Source organism: Catenulispora pinisilvae, assembly GCF_015356865.1.
In the GTDB taxonomy this organism is placed as follows: domain Bacteria; phylum Actinomycetota; class Actinomycetes; order Streptomycetales; family Catenulisporaceae; genus Catenulispora; species Catenulispora pinisilvae.
On the sequence record NZ_JAAFZA010000250.1, the window covers coordinates 1 to 14,448 of the forward strand.

The 14,448-nt window shown below is 68.1% G+C and carries 12 protein-coding genes and 1 pseudogene; 4 read left to right on the forward strand and 9 right to left on the reverse strand.

The window, feature by feature from the left end; translation table 11 throughout:
* The 3 genes and pseudogenes from IZR01_RS40900 to IZR01_RS40910 all read left to right on the forward strand — a co-directional run.
* A pseudogene (locus IZR01_RS40900) lies at positions 1–1,072 on the forward strand (hypothetical protein); the annotation flags it as partial.
* Between the two features lie 74 nt (positions 1,073–1,146).
* On the forward strand, positions 1,147–1,674 hold the full coding sequence (locus IZR01_RS40905; RefSeq protein WP_194926981.1) for a hypothetical protein: 528 nt from the start codon (positions 1,147–1,149) through the stop codon (positions 1,672–1,674).
* A gap of 22 nt (positions 1,675–1,696) precedes the next feature.
* The gene (locus tag IZR01_RS40910) at positions 1,697–2,578 is read left to right on the forward strand and encodes an aldo/keto reductase (RefSeq protein ID WP_323746632.1); all 882 of its coding nucleotides are present in this window, start codon (positions 1,697–1,699) and stop codon (positions 2,576–2,578) included.
* A 102-nt stretch (positions 2,579–2,680) separates the two neighbouring features.
* On the opposite strand, the gene IZR01_RS40915 is transcribed toward IZR01_RS40910, so the two are convergent.
* From IZR01_RS40915 to IZR01_RS40930, 4 genes are all read right to left on the reverse strand, one after another.
* On the reverse strand, positions 2,681–3,739 hold the full coding sequence (locus tag IZR01_RS40915) for an ABC transporter ATP-binding protein (RefSeq protein ID WP_194898176.1): 1,059 nt from the start codon (positions 3,737–3,739) through the stop codon (positions 2,681–2,683).
* Positions 3,736–4,836 (reverse strand): ABC transporter ATP-binding protein, encoded by a 1,101-nt coding sequence (locus tag IZR01_RS40920; protein WP_194898175.1) that lies wholly within the window; start codon positions 4,834–4,836, stop codon positions 3,736–3,738. Before IZR01_RS40920 ends, IZR01_RS40915 begins: the two co-directional genes overlap by 4 nt.
* Positions 4,833–5,843, reverse strand: a complete 1,011-nt coding sequence (locus tag IZR01_RS40925; protein ID WP_194898174.1) for an ABC transporter permease — start codon at positions 5,841–5,843, stop codon at positions 4,833–4,835. The genes IZR01_RS40920 and IZR01_RS40925 overlap by 4 nt, the downstream gene beginning before the upstream one ends.
* A 131-nt stretch (positions 5,844–5,974) precedes the next feature.
* Complete coding sequence (locus IZR01_RS40930) at positions 5,975–7,639, reverse strand: ABC transporter substrate-binding protein (RefSeq protein WP_194926982.1); 1,665 nt, start codon at positions 7,637–7,639, stop codon at positions 5,975–5,977.
* Between IZR01_RS40930 and IZR01_RS40935 the strand changes: the two genes are divergently transcribed.
* Positions 7,629–7,799: a hypothetical protein gene (locus IZR01_RS40935; RefSeq protein ID WP_194898172.1), complete on the forward strand. Its 171-nt coding sequence runs from the start codon at positions 7,629–7,631 to the stop codon at positions 7,797–7,799. The genes IZR01_RS40930 and IZR01_RS40935 overlap by 11 nt on opposite strands.
* A 172-nt stretch (positions 7,800–7,971) precedes the next feature.
* Here IZR01_RS40935 and IZR01_RS40940 read toward each other — a convergent pair whose 3' ends face one another.
* The 5 genes from IZR01_RS40940 to IZR01_RS40960 all read right to left on the reverse strand — a co-directional run bounded on the left by IZR01_RS40940 (position 7,972) and on the right by IZR01_RS40960 (position 14,421).
* Entirely contained in the window at positions 7,972–8,982 is a 1,011-nt protein-coding gene (locus IZR01_RS40940) for an ABC transporter permease (RefSeq protein WP_194898171.1), read from the reverse strand.
* Positions 8,983–9,458: 476 nt separating this feature from the next.
* On the reverse strand, positions 9,459–10,457 hold the full coding sequence (locus IZR01_RS40945) for an ABC transporter permease (RefSeq protein WP_194926983.1): 999 nt from the start codon (positions 10,455–10,457) through the stop codon (positions 9,459–9,461).
* A gap of 128 nt (positions 10,458–10,585) precedes the next feature.
* Positions 10,586–12,364, reverse strand: a complete 1,779-nt coding sequence (locus tag IZR01_RS40950; RefSeq protein ID WP_194898169.1) for an ABC transporter substrate-binding protein — start codon at positions 12,362–12,364, stop codon at positions 10,586–10,588.
* Between the two features lie 41 nt (positions 12,365–12,405).
* Positions 12,406–13,767: an ABC transporter permease gene (locus IZR01_RS40955; protein ID WP_194926984.1), complete on the reverse strand. Its 1,362-nt coding sequence runs from the start codon at positions 13,765–13,767 to the stop codon at positions 12,406–12,408.
* A 219-nt stretch (positions 13,768–13,986) separates the two neighbouring features.
* Positions 13,987–14,421, reverse strand: a complete 435-nt coding sequence (locus IZR01_RS40960) for a hypothetical protein (protein WP_194895122.1) — start codon at positions 14,419–14,421, stop codon at positions 13,987–13,989.
* Positions 14,422–14,448: the final 27 nt, after the last annotated feature.

Consider the following 14,448-nt stretch of genomic DNA (forward strand, 5'->3'; position numbering starts at 1 on the left):
GGGCGGAGGCGAGCAAGCCTGGGCAACCGGGAAGCAGCCCGGCGTGACCAGATCAGCGGCCTGGACAGCCGAGGAGCAGCCAGAGGCGAGCATGTCGGCGGGCGGAGACGGGCAAGCCTGGGCAACCGAGCAGCTGCTAGCGGCGAGCATGTCGGCGAGTTGGGTCGAGCGCGCCCGGGCAGCCGAGGCGGTGCCACTGGGGGTCGGCTATGCGTGGGTGAGCGAGGAGCCGCAGGGTTTTGAGGTGGCGCTGGCTCCGGTGCGTCGGGCCGCTGCGGGCGGGCTGGAGGGCGTGTTGGCGTCCGGCGTCGAATGGGCGCTGCGCGAGGCGGGCCTGATAGCCGTGCTGGAGCGGGTGACCGGCGATGCCGAGGCTCTGCACGCTGCGGCGACGGCGTGGCTGGAGCAGGCGGTGGCAGTGCGGCGGATATCCATACAGGTGCGGCACAGTGGGATTCCGGTCGCTGGGAGCTGGGGCGGGGAGGCCTCGGCGAAGTTCGGCGCAGCGATGGGCGCGTACCTCGCCTCGCTGGACCAGCTCGCAGCCGGGATGGCGGCGACCGCGCAGGTCCTCAACCGAGCCGGGGTCGCAGCGGGTGCGGCGCAGGACACTGTGACCGGCATAGTCGCCGACGCCGCGGCGTGGGCGGCGGCCGAGTTGGCGGCGACCGCGGTGGCCGATGTGCTCACCTTCGGGCTGGCCACGGTCGGCGGTGCGCTGGCCGAGTCGGCGACGCTCGCGGTCTTCGTGGCCCGCGCCGAGCGGATATCGGCGGAGTTGGCCGCGGTGTTGGAGCAGTTGGCGGCGGAACTCGGCGAGTTGAAGGCGGCGCGGGACGCGATCGGGTCGGCGCGCGGACTCAGCATCCTGCGAGCGCTTCGGGAGGCGCGGGGCACGGTGAACTCGCTGCGGGGCGCCGGCGGGATCTATCGCGCGGCAGAGCGTGCCGTCGACTCGGCGCTCGGGCAGGTGAGCGGGCTACCGCTCGACGCGGACGGGCCCAAGAGCCTGGGATCCCAAGTCAGGCACACGATCTCGGATGGGGTGTCCAGATGGGGTGGGGGCACTTGACATGCCAGAGCAAGTACTAGACGCTACTCGTCAAGTAGTCATGAACCTGCTCTGAACCAACCGGGGAGCCCCACATGCCGAAAACCTGGCGCGCCGCCCACGAAGAGCTGGCGCGAGACCTGAGCCGCCTGGTCGAGGCCCGCGTCCTGGGGCCGGTCGACGTCCTGTTCGGGCTCGACAAGGGCCTGCGACGCCGCGCCTTCGAGGCCGTGCTGGTCTGGACCGAGGAACTGCTGGGTCCGGACGACGACACCGCCCGGATGACCGCCATCCGCCTGATCAGCACCCTGTTTCCCTCGGACCAGCCCTTCGATCCGCCCTCGAACTGGTGGACCACGCCCTTCGGCCGGGCCGTCCTGCTCCGGGCCGGGCATCCGAACGCCGAGGTGGTGTCGTTCACGGTGGCCGCGGCGATGCTCGGGATCACCCGGCAGGGGGTGCACGACCTCGCCCGGCGCGGGAAGGTGCAGGCGCATCCGGACGGCGGCGTGACCGTGGATTCCGTGCAGGCCCGCTTGAAGGAGCGGCTGCTCAGCGACTCCGAAACGAGCGGCGGGAGCGCCGGCACTTCCGGAAGCAGCGGGAGCAGCGAGACCAGCTGATCGAGCACTGAAGGGAACCACCGTGCAGACCCTCACCCCGACCAACGCCCCCGACCTGACCCTCACCCGCCTCGGCTACGGCGCCATGCAGCTCCCCGGCCCCGGTGTCTGGGGCCCGCCCGCCGACCGCCCCTGCGCACTGGCCGTCGTCCGGCGTGCCGCGGACGCCGGAGTCACGCACTTCGACACGAGCGCCGCGTACGGCCCCGACGTCGCGAACGCTCTGCTGCGCGAAGCACTGTCGCCGTATCCGGCCGGACTCACCATCGCCACCAAGGTCGGTGTGGATCGCGCGCCGGACGGCACCTTCCTGGCTGCCGCGTCGCCGGAGGAGCTGACCGCGCAGATTCAACAGAACCTTGCGACACTCGGCGTGGATCGCCTCCCGCTGGTCTACCTCCGCGTCGGCGGCGACGGCCTGCTGCCACCCGGCCCGACGCCGTTCGCCGAGTCCTACGCCGCCCTGGCCGAACTCCGCGCGCAGGGCCTGATCAGTTACCTCGGGCTGTCCGGTTGCACCGTCGCACAGCTCGAAGCGGCGGAAGCGATAGCTCCCGTCGTGGCCGTACAGAACCGCTTCTTCCTGTTCGACCGCGGTAGCGCGGATGTGCTCGGCGAGTGTGAGCGGCGGGGCATCGCGTTCGTGCCCTACTTCCCGCTAGCGGCCGGCATGGAGTTGCCGCACGCCGCTCAGCGCGCCGCGTTGCAGGTCCTCGCCGATCGCCACGGCGCCTCGCACGCGCAAGTCACCATCGCCTGGCTGCTGGCGCACTCCCCCGCGATCCTGGCCATCCCCGGGACCAGGAATCCGGCGCATCTGGAAGAGAATCTGGCCGCCGCGGACCTCGAACTCGACGCCTCCGGCCTGGCCACGCTCAATGACATCAGTACTCTGACAGGCTGATAGGCGCAACGCTTACCGGCCCCGCAAAACCGAAAGCCCGGCGGAAGCGAACGCTCCCACCGGGCTGACCCGGGCAACCGGGCTAACCACCCACTGAACCCGCTACACGTTCTCCGGGAAGTGGCAAGCCACCTGGTGCGCGTACCCGGCCGCGGACAGCGAGCCGATCTGCAGCAGCGGCGGCTCCTGCGTGCGGCACACGTCCTGCGCCTTCCAGCACCGGGTGTTGAAGCGGCAGCCGGCCGGCGGGTTGATCGGCGAGGGCACGTCGCCGACCAGGCGGATGCGCTCCACCTGCCCCTCGGCCTTGCCGTCCTTGCGGTCCGGGTCCGGGATCGGCACCGCGGACAGCAGGGCGTTGGTGTAGGGGTGGTGCGGCTTGGTGTACATGTCGGCCTGGTCGGCGATCTCGACGATCTTGCCCAGGTACATCACCGCGACCCGGTCGGAGATGTGACGGACCACCGACAGGTCGTGGGCGATGAAGACGTACGCCAGGTTCAGTTCGGTCTGGAGGTCCTCCAGCAGGTTCATCACCTGGGCCTGGATGGACACGTCCAGCGCCGAGACCGGCTCGTCGGCGATCACCAGCTTGGGCTTGAGGGCCAGGGCCCGGGCGATGCCGATGCGCTGGCGCTGACCGCCGGAGAACTCGTGCGGGTAGCGGTTGTAGTGCTCCGGGGACAGGCCCACCAGGGACAGCAGGTCCTGGACCGCCTTCTTGACGCCGTTGGGCGTGGCGATGCCCTGGATGTGGAACGGCGCGCCGACGATGGTGCCGACGGTGTGCCGGGGGTTCAGCGAGGACTGCGGGTCCTGGAACACCATCTGGATGTCCCGGCGCAGCGGCCGCAGCTGGCCCTGGCTCATGTGCGCGATGTCCCGGCCGTCGAACATGATCGAGCCCTGGGTCGGCTCGTCGAGCCGGGCCAGCAGCTTGCCGGTGGTGGACTTGCCGCAGCCGGACTCGCCGACCAGGCCCAGGGTCTCCCCGGCGCGGACGGAGAAGCTGATGCCGTCCACCGCCTGCACCGCGCCGACCTGGCGCTGGAGCAGGCCGCGCCGGATCGGGAAGTGCTTGACCAGATTGTTGACCTGCAGCAGCGCGTCCGGGTCCACCGTCGCGGTCTCGGACGTCTGCGCCGTGGTTTCCGTGCTCACAGCGACCCCTGGATCTTCTCGGTGTATATCTCCCGGCGCCGTGCCGGGTCCATGTGGCAGCGCACCAGGTGCCCCGGTGAGGTCGCGGCCAGCAGCGGGATCTCGGTGTCGCTGCGGCCGCCGGTCTCCGCGGCGCCGTAGGGGCACCGCGGGTGGAAGGCGCAGCCGCTGGGCACGTTGATCAGCGAGGGCGGGTTGCCCTGGATCGGGGTCAGGCGCGCGGCCCGCTCCCGGTCCAGACGCGGCATCGAGGCCAGCAGACCCCAGGTGTAGGGGTGCTCGGGGGCCTTGAAGATGTCGTGCGCGCTGCCGTACTCGACCGCCTTGCCGCCGTACATCACCATGATGTCGTCGGCGAGTTCGGCCACCACGCCCAGGTCGTGGGTGATCACGACCAGCGCGCTGTTGAACTCGCGCTGAAGATCGCGCATCAGGTCCAGGATCTGGGCCTGCACGGTCACGTCCAGCGCGGTGGTCGGCTCGTCGGCGATCAGCAGCGAGGGGTTGCAGACCAGCGCCATGGCGATCATCGCGCGCTGGCGCATGCCGCCGGAGAACTGGTGCGGGAAGTCGTCCACCCGGGTGTTCGGCTGCGGGATGCCGACCAGCTCCAACAGCTCGATCGCGCGCTTGCGGGCGACCGACTTGGAGACCTTGTTGTGTACCCGGTAGGCCTCGATGATCTGGGCGCCGACCGTGTAGAAGGGGTGCATCGCGGACAGCGGATCCTGGAAGATCATCGCCATCTTCTCGCCGCGCAGCCGGCGGACCTCCTCCGGGGAGGCGGTCACCAGGTCCTGGCCGTCCAACCAGATCTCGCCGGAGATCTGGGCCCCGCGCTTCTTCTTGCGGTCGTTCGCGGTGCGGTGCAGGCCCATGATCGACAGCGAGGTGACCGACTTGCCGGAGCCGGACTCGCCGACGATGCCCAGCGTCTTGCCGCGCTCCAGCGCGAAGGTGATCCCGTCCACCGACTTCACGACGCCGTCGTCGGTCGGGAAGTGCACCTTGAGGTCACGGACGTCCAGGAAGGCGCGCGGGCTGGTGTTCTCCAGCGCGATGTCCTCCACGACGCCAGAGGATGCTTCGTTGCTCATGAGACCCTCACTCGGGGGTCGACGACGCCGTACAGCAGGTCGACGACCAGGTTCGCCAGCACGATGAAGGCGCTGGCCACGATCGTGACGCCCATGATGACGGGCAGGTCGGACTGGTTCACCGCGTCGACCGCCTCCCGGCCGATGCCCGGCAGGTTGAACACCTGCTCGGCCAGCACCACGCCGCCCAGGGCGAAGCCGAGGTCCATGCCGAAGATGGTGACGATCGGGGTCAGGGCCGCGCGCAGCGCGTGCTTGAAGATGACCGTCCGCTCCGGCAGGCCCTTGGCCCGGGCGGTGCGGATGAAGTCCTCGTTCATGGTGTCCAGCATGCCGACCCGGGTGAGCCGCGCGTACAGGGCCGCCAGCCCGAACGCCACCGCGATCCAGGGCAGGAGCATGTGGGTGAACCAGGAGACCGGATTAGAGGTGAACGCCACGTAGTCCGGATCAGGGAAGATGTGCCAGTTGACCACGAACGCCAACGCCAGCAGCGGGCCGACGAAGTAGACCGGCAGCGAGACGCCGATCAGCGCGGTGATCATGCCGGCCCGGTCGATGAACGAGCCCTTCTTCAGCGCCGAGGCGACGCCGACCGAGACCCCGAAGATCAGCCACAGGATCGAGGCGCCGATGGCCAGCGAGATCGTCACCGGCAGCCACTGCGCGATCGAGGTGGACACCAGGGTGTTGGTCTTGAAGGAGTAGCCCAGGCACGGCGCGTAGCAGTGCGCCATCTGGGTGCCGGTGTCGTAGTCGTAGCCGAAGAAGATGCCCTTGACGAACCGCCCGTACTGCACCCAGATCGGCTGGTCGAAGCCGAAGCGGTGGATGACGCCCTGGATAGCCTGGGCGCTCTGGGTCTTGCCGACGAACTGTGACGCCAGCGACTCCGTCGTCTGCCCACCCAGGCGCGGGAAGACGTAGAAGATGAAGAACGTGATCATGCTGATCACGAACAGCAGCACGACTGCTGCGAACAGACGTCTGATGATGTAGGTAACCACGGAGTGCGGCGGCGGTCGCCCGGCGGCGCCGACGAAACCTTGTGAGTTCCGTCGGCGCCACCGAGGTTCCCTGCCTTCACCTGCCTATCTGTGAAAGCGAAGGGTTTTGGCCTTCGACGGGTGCGTGTTACTTACTGCACACCCAGGGCCGACATCAGGTACATCCCGAGACCCTGGCTGAAGATGACGTTCGTCAGCGACTCCGGCCGGTAGACCAGGTTCTTGTCCCAGACCAGCGGCACGACCAGCGCGTCGGACAGGGCCTGGTGGTCCACCGCCGCGTAGTCGTTGCCACGGGTGGTCGGGTCGGTCTCGGCCAGCGCCTTGGTGATGCCGTCGTCGATGGCCTTGTCCGCGTCCCACGACAGGTTGTAGCCACCGGCGTCACGGATCGAGGCACCGTCCAGGATGCCGTACATGAAGCCGTAGCCGGACGGGAAGTCCGCGCCCCACTTCATGAAGCTGACGGCGACCCGGTGCTGCTGGGCGTACTGCTTGTTGCCGGCGAACGCCGAGTTGTACTTGTCGAACGGCTTCAGGTCGATCGTGACGCTGATGCCGATGCTCTTGAGGTTGGTCTGAAGCGTCTGGACCATGTTCGCTTCCTTGACCGCGTTGTCACGGGCCATGACCTCGAACGAGCCCTTGACGGTGCCGTCGGGGTTGAACTGGTCCGGCTCGGCCTGCTGGCACAGCGCCAGTTCCTTCTTGGACTGCGCGACGTCGCCCTTGTTGCCCGGCGTCAGGTACTGGTCGCCGGCCTTCCAGCCCGGGATCGTGGGCGGGTCGATGGTGCTGGCGATGTCACCGCCGCCCTGGGCGCCGCCGGCCTCGGTCTGCATCGTGGCCTTGTCGACGACCCACTCGATCGCCTTACGGCAGTCGACGTTGTCGAACGGCTTCTGCAGCGTGTTGATCGCGAAGTACTCGGTGGAGTTCGCGTACGCGGAGTCCGCGTCGGCCTTGTACTTCGGGTTGCCCAGGATCTTGCTCTGGGTGGCCGGCTGCACGCCGACACCGGTCAGGTCGACGTTCGCCGCCCCGTCGAACAGGTTGTCGTCGATGGTCGAGACGTCCTGCTTGAGCTTGATCACGATCTTCGAGGCCCGCAGGACGTGGAGCTTGTCCGGGTCGGTGCTCGGGTCGAAGGCCGGGTTCGGCGAGAGGTCCAGCTCGTTGCCGACCTGGTAGTTGTCGATCTTGTACTGACCGGTCGAGTCGTAGGTCTTGAAGTAGTCCGCGCCGGTGTCCTTCGCCCGCGGCACCGGGGCCGAGCCCGGCAGCGCCATCAGGTAGTCGAAGTCCGAGAACGGCGTGGTCAGGTTGAACACGATGGTCTGGTTGTCCGGCGTGGTGATGCCCGAGACGCCGTCGTTCGGGTTCTTGTCCGCGTAGGGGCCCTTGTAGTGGGTGTTGTCCTGCACGAACTCCGGGAAGTACGACGGGCCGTTGATCAGGATGTTCTGGCCCCAGTTGGAGCGCTCGATGGCGTACTTGACGTCCTGCGACGTCACCACCGAGCCGTCCTGGTACTTCACACCCGGCTTGATCTTGTAGGTCCAGGTCAGACCGTTGTTGGAGACCACGCCGGGCGCCTGGGCCAGGTCCGGGACCACCTTCGCGCCGGCAGCGCCGGGCTGCTGGGCGTAGGTCATCATCGGGCGCGACCAGTCGTCCATGATCGCCCAGGCGAACGCGTCGTAGGTGTTGCCGGTGTCGACCGAGTCGAAGTCCGACCGGTCCACCATGGTCAGGGTGCCGCCCTCCTTGTCAGAGGGGCGGACGATGCTGGTCACGGCGGCGTTGAAGCCGGTACCGGCGCTGGTGTTGCCCGAGGGCAAAGTGGTTACGGCAGAAGTCGGCGAGGAGCTCGTTGAGTTCGTCTTCGAACTGGAGCACGCCGAGGCTGCCAGAGCGACGGACGCGAATAGCGCCACGCCGCCCAACAGCTTGTGACGATTCATTGCGGGTGGACCCCCTTGGTCAGCCCGGCATCCCAGAATGTGGAATGCTTTCGGTGTCGATGCAACTGATCTTGCTGATCTCGCAGGTGACGGCAGGGCCGGCTCGGAAATGGGAGACCGTCCCGCCTGGGCCCCCGGCGGTGCGACGCCGGGGGAATTCTCGTTTAGTGCGCCTTCGGGTCGAAGGCGTCGCGCAGGCCGTCGCCGAACAGGTTGAAGGCCATGACCGTGATGAAGATCGCGGCACCCGGGATGATCAGGAACGCGGGGTCGACACGGTAGTACTGGATCGCGTCGTTGAGCATCTTGCCCCACGACGGTGTCGGCGGCCGGATGCCGACGCCCAGGAAGGACAGGGCCGCCTCGAACAGGATGTTCGCCGGGATCAACAGGGTGCCGTAGACCAGAACCGGAGCGATCAGGTTCGGCATCAGCTCCTTGAGGATGATCCGGCGGGGCTTGGCGCCCAGGACCCGCGCGGCGTCCACGAACTCCCGCTGGCGCAGGGCGATGGTCTGTCCGCGGACGATGCGGCCGGCATAGGGCCAGCCGAAGAAGCCGATGATGAAGATCAGCATCGCTATATGAAGGGTGTCACCGGACATCCCGAAGGCGTGGTCGGAGACGATGGCGGCCAGCGCCAGCGCGAACAGCAGCAGCGGGAAGGCCAGGAAGACGTCCATGATGCGGGAGATCGCCGCGTCGATCCAGCCGCCGAAGTAGCCGGCGATGACGCCCATGGCGATCCCGATGATCAGCGAGAGCAGCGAGGCCGAGGTGGCGATGAGCAGGCTGATCCGGGAGCCGTAGAGCACCCGGGTCAGGACGTCGCGGCCGATCACCGGCTCCAGACCCAGCAGGTGGGTGGAGCTGATGCCGCCGGCTGAGCCCAGCGGCATCGAGGTGTTGGGGTCGATGCTGTCCATGAACTGGGCGTTCGGGTCGGAGTTGCCGCTGAGCGAGGCCAGCAGCGGCGCGAAGATCGCGATCAGCACCAGCAGCACGATGATGATGCCCGCGGCCATCGCCACGCGGTCCTTCTTCAACCGCGACCACGCGATCTGTGACAGCGACCGACCCTCGATGGTCTTCGCCGCCGGCGTAACCGGGTCCGGCGACTCTTCCTCGCCGAAATCGTCGTGCAGGGTGGAGGCGTCCCCTGGCAGCGTTGTCATGTGAATCCTCGGTGGTCGTCTGACTCGGAAGGCCTTGTGAGCGCACCGGAGAGTCAGGCAGGGCGGAATCGTGATCACGTCACGCCCGGCGGCCGCCCCGAAGCGAGTCGCCGGTGGTATTGCACATTGCACTGTCGGGCCGGGGCCCTCCACAGGAGAGTGGCGCCTGGGCCCCCGGCTTGGCTAGGGGGTTGGGGCAGCCTTGTCCGAACTGTGATCAATCCTGGATCGGCCGGTCACCGAGCCATTTCGGGGTATCAGGGGCCGCCTTCGCCACCTTAGAAGTGGGTGGTAACCATCCCTGAGGTTAACGGGGTGTTACCCGATCTGGAGCACATACTTAGGCGATTGCCCCTTGACACGAGGGACCTTAGAAGGGAAGTGATCGGCTACCTAAGGTAGGTGAGCGACCACCTGCTGGCGTCCTCGGCGTACCGATGGCGCGAAACCCTCACCGCGTGCCGCCGCCCGGCGCGTCAATCCAGCCGGATGCGCGGGTCCAGGACAGCATAGGCGGCGTCGACCACGAAGTTCGCGACAACGATGAAGAGCCCTGCGAACAGCGTCACGCCGAGCACCACCGGCAGGTCCTGGCCGTCCACGCCGTTCTGCGCCAGGTCGCCGATCCCGTGCAGCCCGTAGACCTTCTCGGCCAGCACCGCGCCACCCAACAGCAGGCCCAGGTCCATGGCGAAGACGGTGGCCACGGTCGGGAACGTGGTGCGCAGCCCCTGCCAGACCACGCGCCGCCGGGGCAGGCCCTTGGCCTGCGCGGTCCGGATGAAATGGCCGGACAAGGCATCGATCATGCCCGAACGGGTGAGCCGCGTGTAGAGCGCGAAGTAGCCGATCGCCAGCGTCACCCAGGGCAGTACGAGATGGTCGGCCCACACAAAGGGGTTGTGCAGGAAGGAGTAATAGGAGACCGAGGGGAACAGCCAGGTCAGTTTGGCCCGGGCCAGCGGGCCGATGAACACCACCGGCAGGCAGACCCCGACCAGGGCGGCCACCCGGATCACCCGGTCGACCAGACCGCCGCGGAACACCGCCGCGAGCGCGCCGGAGAGCACGCCGAACACCAGCCACAGCACCGCCGCGCCGACCGCGATGGAGACCGTCACCGGCAGCCGGTCCAGGATCAGCGCCAGCACCGACTCGTGCAGCCGCCAGGACCACCCCAGACACGGCGCCGAGCAGTGCGCGGCACCCGAGCCCGGCGGCAGGTCCGTGCCGGCCACCAGGGCTCTGAGATAGTCCCAGAACTGGACGTACAGCGGCTGGTCCAGCCCCAGCCGGTGCTCGATCACCGCCAGCTGCTCCGGGGAGGGGTCGCGGCTGGCGAACTGCGCGGCCAGTTGGTCCGTGGTGCGCCCGCCCAGGCCCGGCACGACATAGAACACCAGGAAGGTCACCAGGACCACGCCGAACATCAGGAGCACGGCGGTGACGGCCCGGCGCACCAGGAAGGTCGTCATACCGCCGCATCCCTCGTTTCGCAGTTGTTTCCGTCCGCCCGCCACGCCGGTCTGTACCGCGGCTACGCCCGTGGCCTATCCCAGCCGAACACCTCAGCCGAACACAGCGGCGCGGCGCGCGGACGCGCTCACTTCACGCCCAGGACCGACAGGTCGTAGCCGCCGCTGCCGGCCTGGTTGATCATCACGTTGGTGAGGTTCGAGGAACGGAAGCGCATGACGTTGCGCTGGGTCAGCGGGACGATGGCCGCCAGGTCCATGACCCGGTGGTCGATCTTGACCCAGTCCTGCTGCTGGGTGCTCGGCTCGACGCTGTTCAGCGCGTCCTGCTCCAGGTCGTTGACCGTCTTGTCGTTGAGGAACGCGTAGTTCTGGCTGCCGGTGGCCGAGATGCCGTTGGCGGTGACCAGCTGGTCCAGCATGCCGTAGCCGGTGAGCCAGTCCGGGCCCCAGTTGGCCAGGCACATGCCCAGCTTGTGCGCCCGGGAGTAGTCCTGGTTGCCGCAGTACTGGCTGTACTGGCCGAACGGGAACAGCGTCACCTGGGTGTTGATGCCCACCCCGGCCAGCGAGGACTGGATCGCGGTCGCGGCGTTCTGCAGGTCCGGGGCGTTCACCTGAGCAGCGATCTTGAAGGACAGGGCGCCGCTGCTGTCGAACAGCTGCGGTGAGTCCGACTTGCACTTGGCCAGCAGGGTCTTCGCCTTGCCCGGGTCATAGGTGTAGGTCGGGAACTGCACCGCGCCCGGGATGCTGGGCGGCAGCAGGTTGGTGGCGATCGAACCGCCCCAGCTGCCGCCGAGCTGGTTCTGCACCGTGTTCTTGTTCACCGCGTACTCGATCGCCTGCCGGCAGTCGACGTCCGGGATCAGCTGGGTGTTGATCGAGGAGTAGGCGATCGAGGAGTCCGGCGCGTCGTCGGTCTCCGACTTCAGGACGTTGTCCTGCAACACCTTCGCGTGGTCGGCCACGTTCAGCGCCGACCCCAGGTCGGCGTCGGCCTGGCCGTCCAGCAGTTCCTGGTCGCGCTCCCCGGAGTCCACGCCGAGCTGCACGTCCACCAGGGCGGCCCGGGCCACGTGCATGTGGTTCGGGTCCGACTGCTGGTTGTACGCCGGGTTCGGGACCAGCTTGAGCTCCTTGCCCGGGGAGTAGCTCTGGATCTTGTAGGCGCCGGTGGAGATCGGCTTCTTGGCGTAGGTGTCGCCGGCGTCCTTGCTGTCGATGCCGCGCTCCACCGGAGCCGTCTGCAACAGGGTCATGACGTAGTCGAACTCGCCGAAGGAGTTCGGCAGGTGGAACACGATCTTCGTCGGGTCGCTGGTGTCGATGATCTTGTCGAAGGCCTTGTCGCCGTCCTTGTAGACGTCCAGGTTGGCGAACTGGGCGAACCTGGGGTCGCTGGAGGGCGTGAGGATGTTGCGGAAGTAGGTCGGGCCGTTGCCGACCAGCGAGGACCAGTTGGACCGCTCGATCGCCCAGCGCACGTCGGAGGACGTGATCGCGGTGCCGTCCTCGAAGGTGGCGCCCGGGTCCAGGGTGTAGGTCCAGGTCTTGCCGTTGTCGGACTCCTTGCCCGGACCGGTCGCCAGGTCGCCGACGATCTGGTTGCCGCCGGGCGTGTGCTCGTAGGCCATCATCGGCCGGGCGAACATCCGGAACAGGTTCCAGGTCTGCGCGGAGTACGTGATCCCGGGGTCGATCGAGTCGAACGTCTGCGAGGAGATCAGGTTCATGGTGCCGCCGGCCTTGACCGAGGCGTTCAGGACCTGGCTGCTGGCCAGGTTGTAACCCGGGCCCATGGCCGAGGCGCCGCTCCCGCCACCGCTGCTGGAGCCGCAGGCGGACAGGGCCAGTGCGAGCGCCGCGGCTATGGCTCCCGCGCGGATCGAGATTTTGGGTATCACAGCGGTTTCCTTCTTCATGGCTAGCGTCGTGCCGCGAAGCGTCACTGTGCGGTGGGATCGGTGGCGTTGCGCAACCCGTCTCCGAACAGGTTGAACGCCAGCACGGTGATGAATACTGCCATGCCTGGCACGACCAGATACTCGGGGTCGGTGTACACGGTGGCGACCGCGTCGGTCATCATCTGCCCCCAGGAGGCGGTGGGTGGGTTCAGGCCGATTCCCAGAGCGGACAGTCCGGCTTCGAAGATGATGTTCGCCGGGATCAGCAAGGTGGTGTAGACCAGGATCGGCGCCAGCAGGTTGGGCAACAGCTCGCGCCACAGGATCCAGCGGGTCGTGGCGCCCATGGCCCGCGCGGCGGTGACGAACTCCCGCTCGCGCAGCGACAGCACTTCACCGCGCACGATGCGCGCGATGTAGGGCCAGTTGAAGAACCCCATCACGAAGATCATGATGGCGATCCGCAGCGCGTTCCCGGACAGGCCGAAGGCCTGGTCGGACAGCGCCCCGGTGAGGCCGAGCGCGAAGAGCATGAGCGGGAACGCCAGGAACACGTCGGCGATCCGCATCAGCACCAGGTCCACCCGGCCGCCGAGGTAGCCGGACACGATCCCGAGCGCGGTGCCCAGGCCCACGCTGAGCAGCGTCGCCCCGGCGGCGATCAGCAGGCTCACGCGCGCGCCGAACAGCAACCGGGCCAGGATGTCCCGGCCCATGCGCTGGTCCACGCCGAGCGGGTGGGCCCGGCTGATGCCGCCGAAGGACCCGTGCGGACCGAAGGTGGCGTCGGTGAGCTCGGGGTGGAGCTGGTTCGGGGCCACGCCGAACGCCCCGGTGACCACCGGGGCGAAGACGGCGAGCAGGATCAGGACCACGACGGTGCAGCCGCCGAAGACCGCCGCGCGGTCCGCTCTGAGTTTGCGCCACACGGTCGCGGTGGTGGAACGGGAGCGGATGGCGGTGGGATTCGGTGCTTGCGCGCGGTCGTACGCGTGGAACGGCCACAGGGACGCGGCCAGTTTGCGTCGGCCGCGGCGGCGGTGCCCGGGCGGGCGGGGCGAGGGCGGCGCCGATGCCGGCAGTTCGGTGGAGGGCTTGTCCTTTATATAAGTCTCCGGATACACGGCGGTCGCCACCGACGAAGCTTGGATCCCTTCCACCGCCACGGATTCGTGGATCTCCGCAGTTCCGGGCCCTCCCGCGAAACCCGGCGGCGGTGCGGGCTCAGCCGCCGTGTAAGGTATCTGATACTCGGGTTCTCGGTCGTCGCGAATCCGCGGGATCACGGCGGTCTCGTGTACATCCGGATCGATCGGGTAGTCGAAGAACTCCCGATAGTTCTCCAGCGCGTGCCGCCGCGCGGAACGGTCCGGGTCCGACCCGGCGTCGTGCGGCGAAGTCATGGCGACCGTGCTTCCGTGTGGCGGGCATATATGGTTCGCCACTTTGCCGAATCGGCGGCTTGGCGCGCCAGTTCGAAGCGCGCGCCGTTGCCGACTCGTGATCTGCTTCAGAGGTTTCGGGCGCACAGGAATGCCGGATTCGCCCATACCTGTCGGCGGCGCCGTACGGGGCGGCAGAGGTACCGACTGCCACCGCCGCGCGGCCGAGCGCCTTCGAAACTACTCCCCCAGCACGAACCTTTGCAGCACCTCGCGCGCCCGGGCGTTGGAGCGCGCGGTCTCGGCGATGGCCGCGGACAGCGTCTCGATCCAGATGTCCATGGCCACCTGCTGCCGGGACAGCACGATGCCGCGGACCTCCTTGCAGACCTCGCCGACCGGGCCGTGCTTGCCCAGGCGCAAGGTCATACGCTGCTCGCCCAGGGTGACGTCGACGCTCTCCACCCGGCCCTCGCGGCCGGCGGCGCGGTCGGACAGGCTGCGCTTGCGCTCCAGCCGGACCGCGCCGGGCGGCAGGGTCTCGATCAGGTTGGAGGACAGCACCCGCGCGTAGATCTCCAGGTCCGCGGTGTCCGCGCGCAGCGAGGCGGCGATCAGCTCGGCCGAGACATCGTCGTCGCCGGCGGTCGGTTCCGGCAGGTTGTCTGTGGTCATAGGGCTTACTCAACCACTGTTCGGGGG

Excerpts from the sequence above, each read along its gene's own strand:
- IZR01_RS40905 (WP_194926981.1), top strand. The coding sequence starts at position 1,147 with ATGCCGAAAACCTGGCGCGCCGCCCACGAAGAGCTGGCGCGAGACCTG.
- IZR01_RS40920 (WP_194898175.1), bottom strand. The coding sequence starts at position 4,836 with ATGAGCAACGAAGCATCCTCTGGCGTCGTGGAGGACATCGCGCTGGAG.
- IZR01_RS40935 (WP_194898172.1), top strand. The coding sequence starts at position 7,629 with ATGCTGGTCACGGCGGCGTTGAAGCCGGTACCGGCGCTGGTGTTGCCC.
- IZR01_RS40940 (WP_194898171.1), bottom strand. The coding sequence starts at position 8,982 with ATGACAACGCTGCCAGGGGACGCCTCCACCCTGCACGACGATTTCGGC.
- IZR01_RS40945 (WP_194926983.1), bottom strand. The coding sequence starts at position 10,457 with ATGACGACCTTCCTGGTGCGCCGGGCCGTCACCGCCGTGCTCCTGATG.
- IZR01_RS40955 (WP_194926984.1), bottom strand. The coding sequence starts at position 13,767 with ATGACTTCGCCGCACGACGCCGGGTCGGACCCGGACCGTTCCGCGCGG.
- IZR01_RS40960 (WP_194895122.1), bottom strand. The coding sequence starts at position 14,421 with ATGACCACAGACAACCTGCCGGAACCGACCGCCGGCGACGACGATGTC.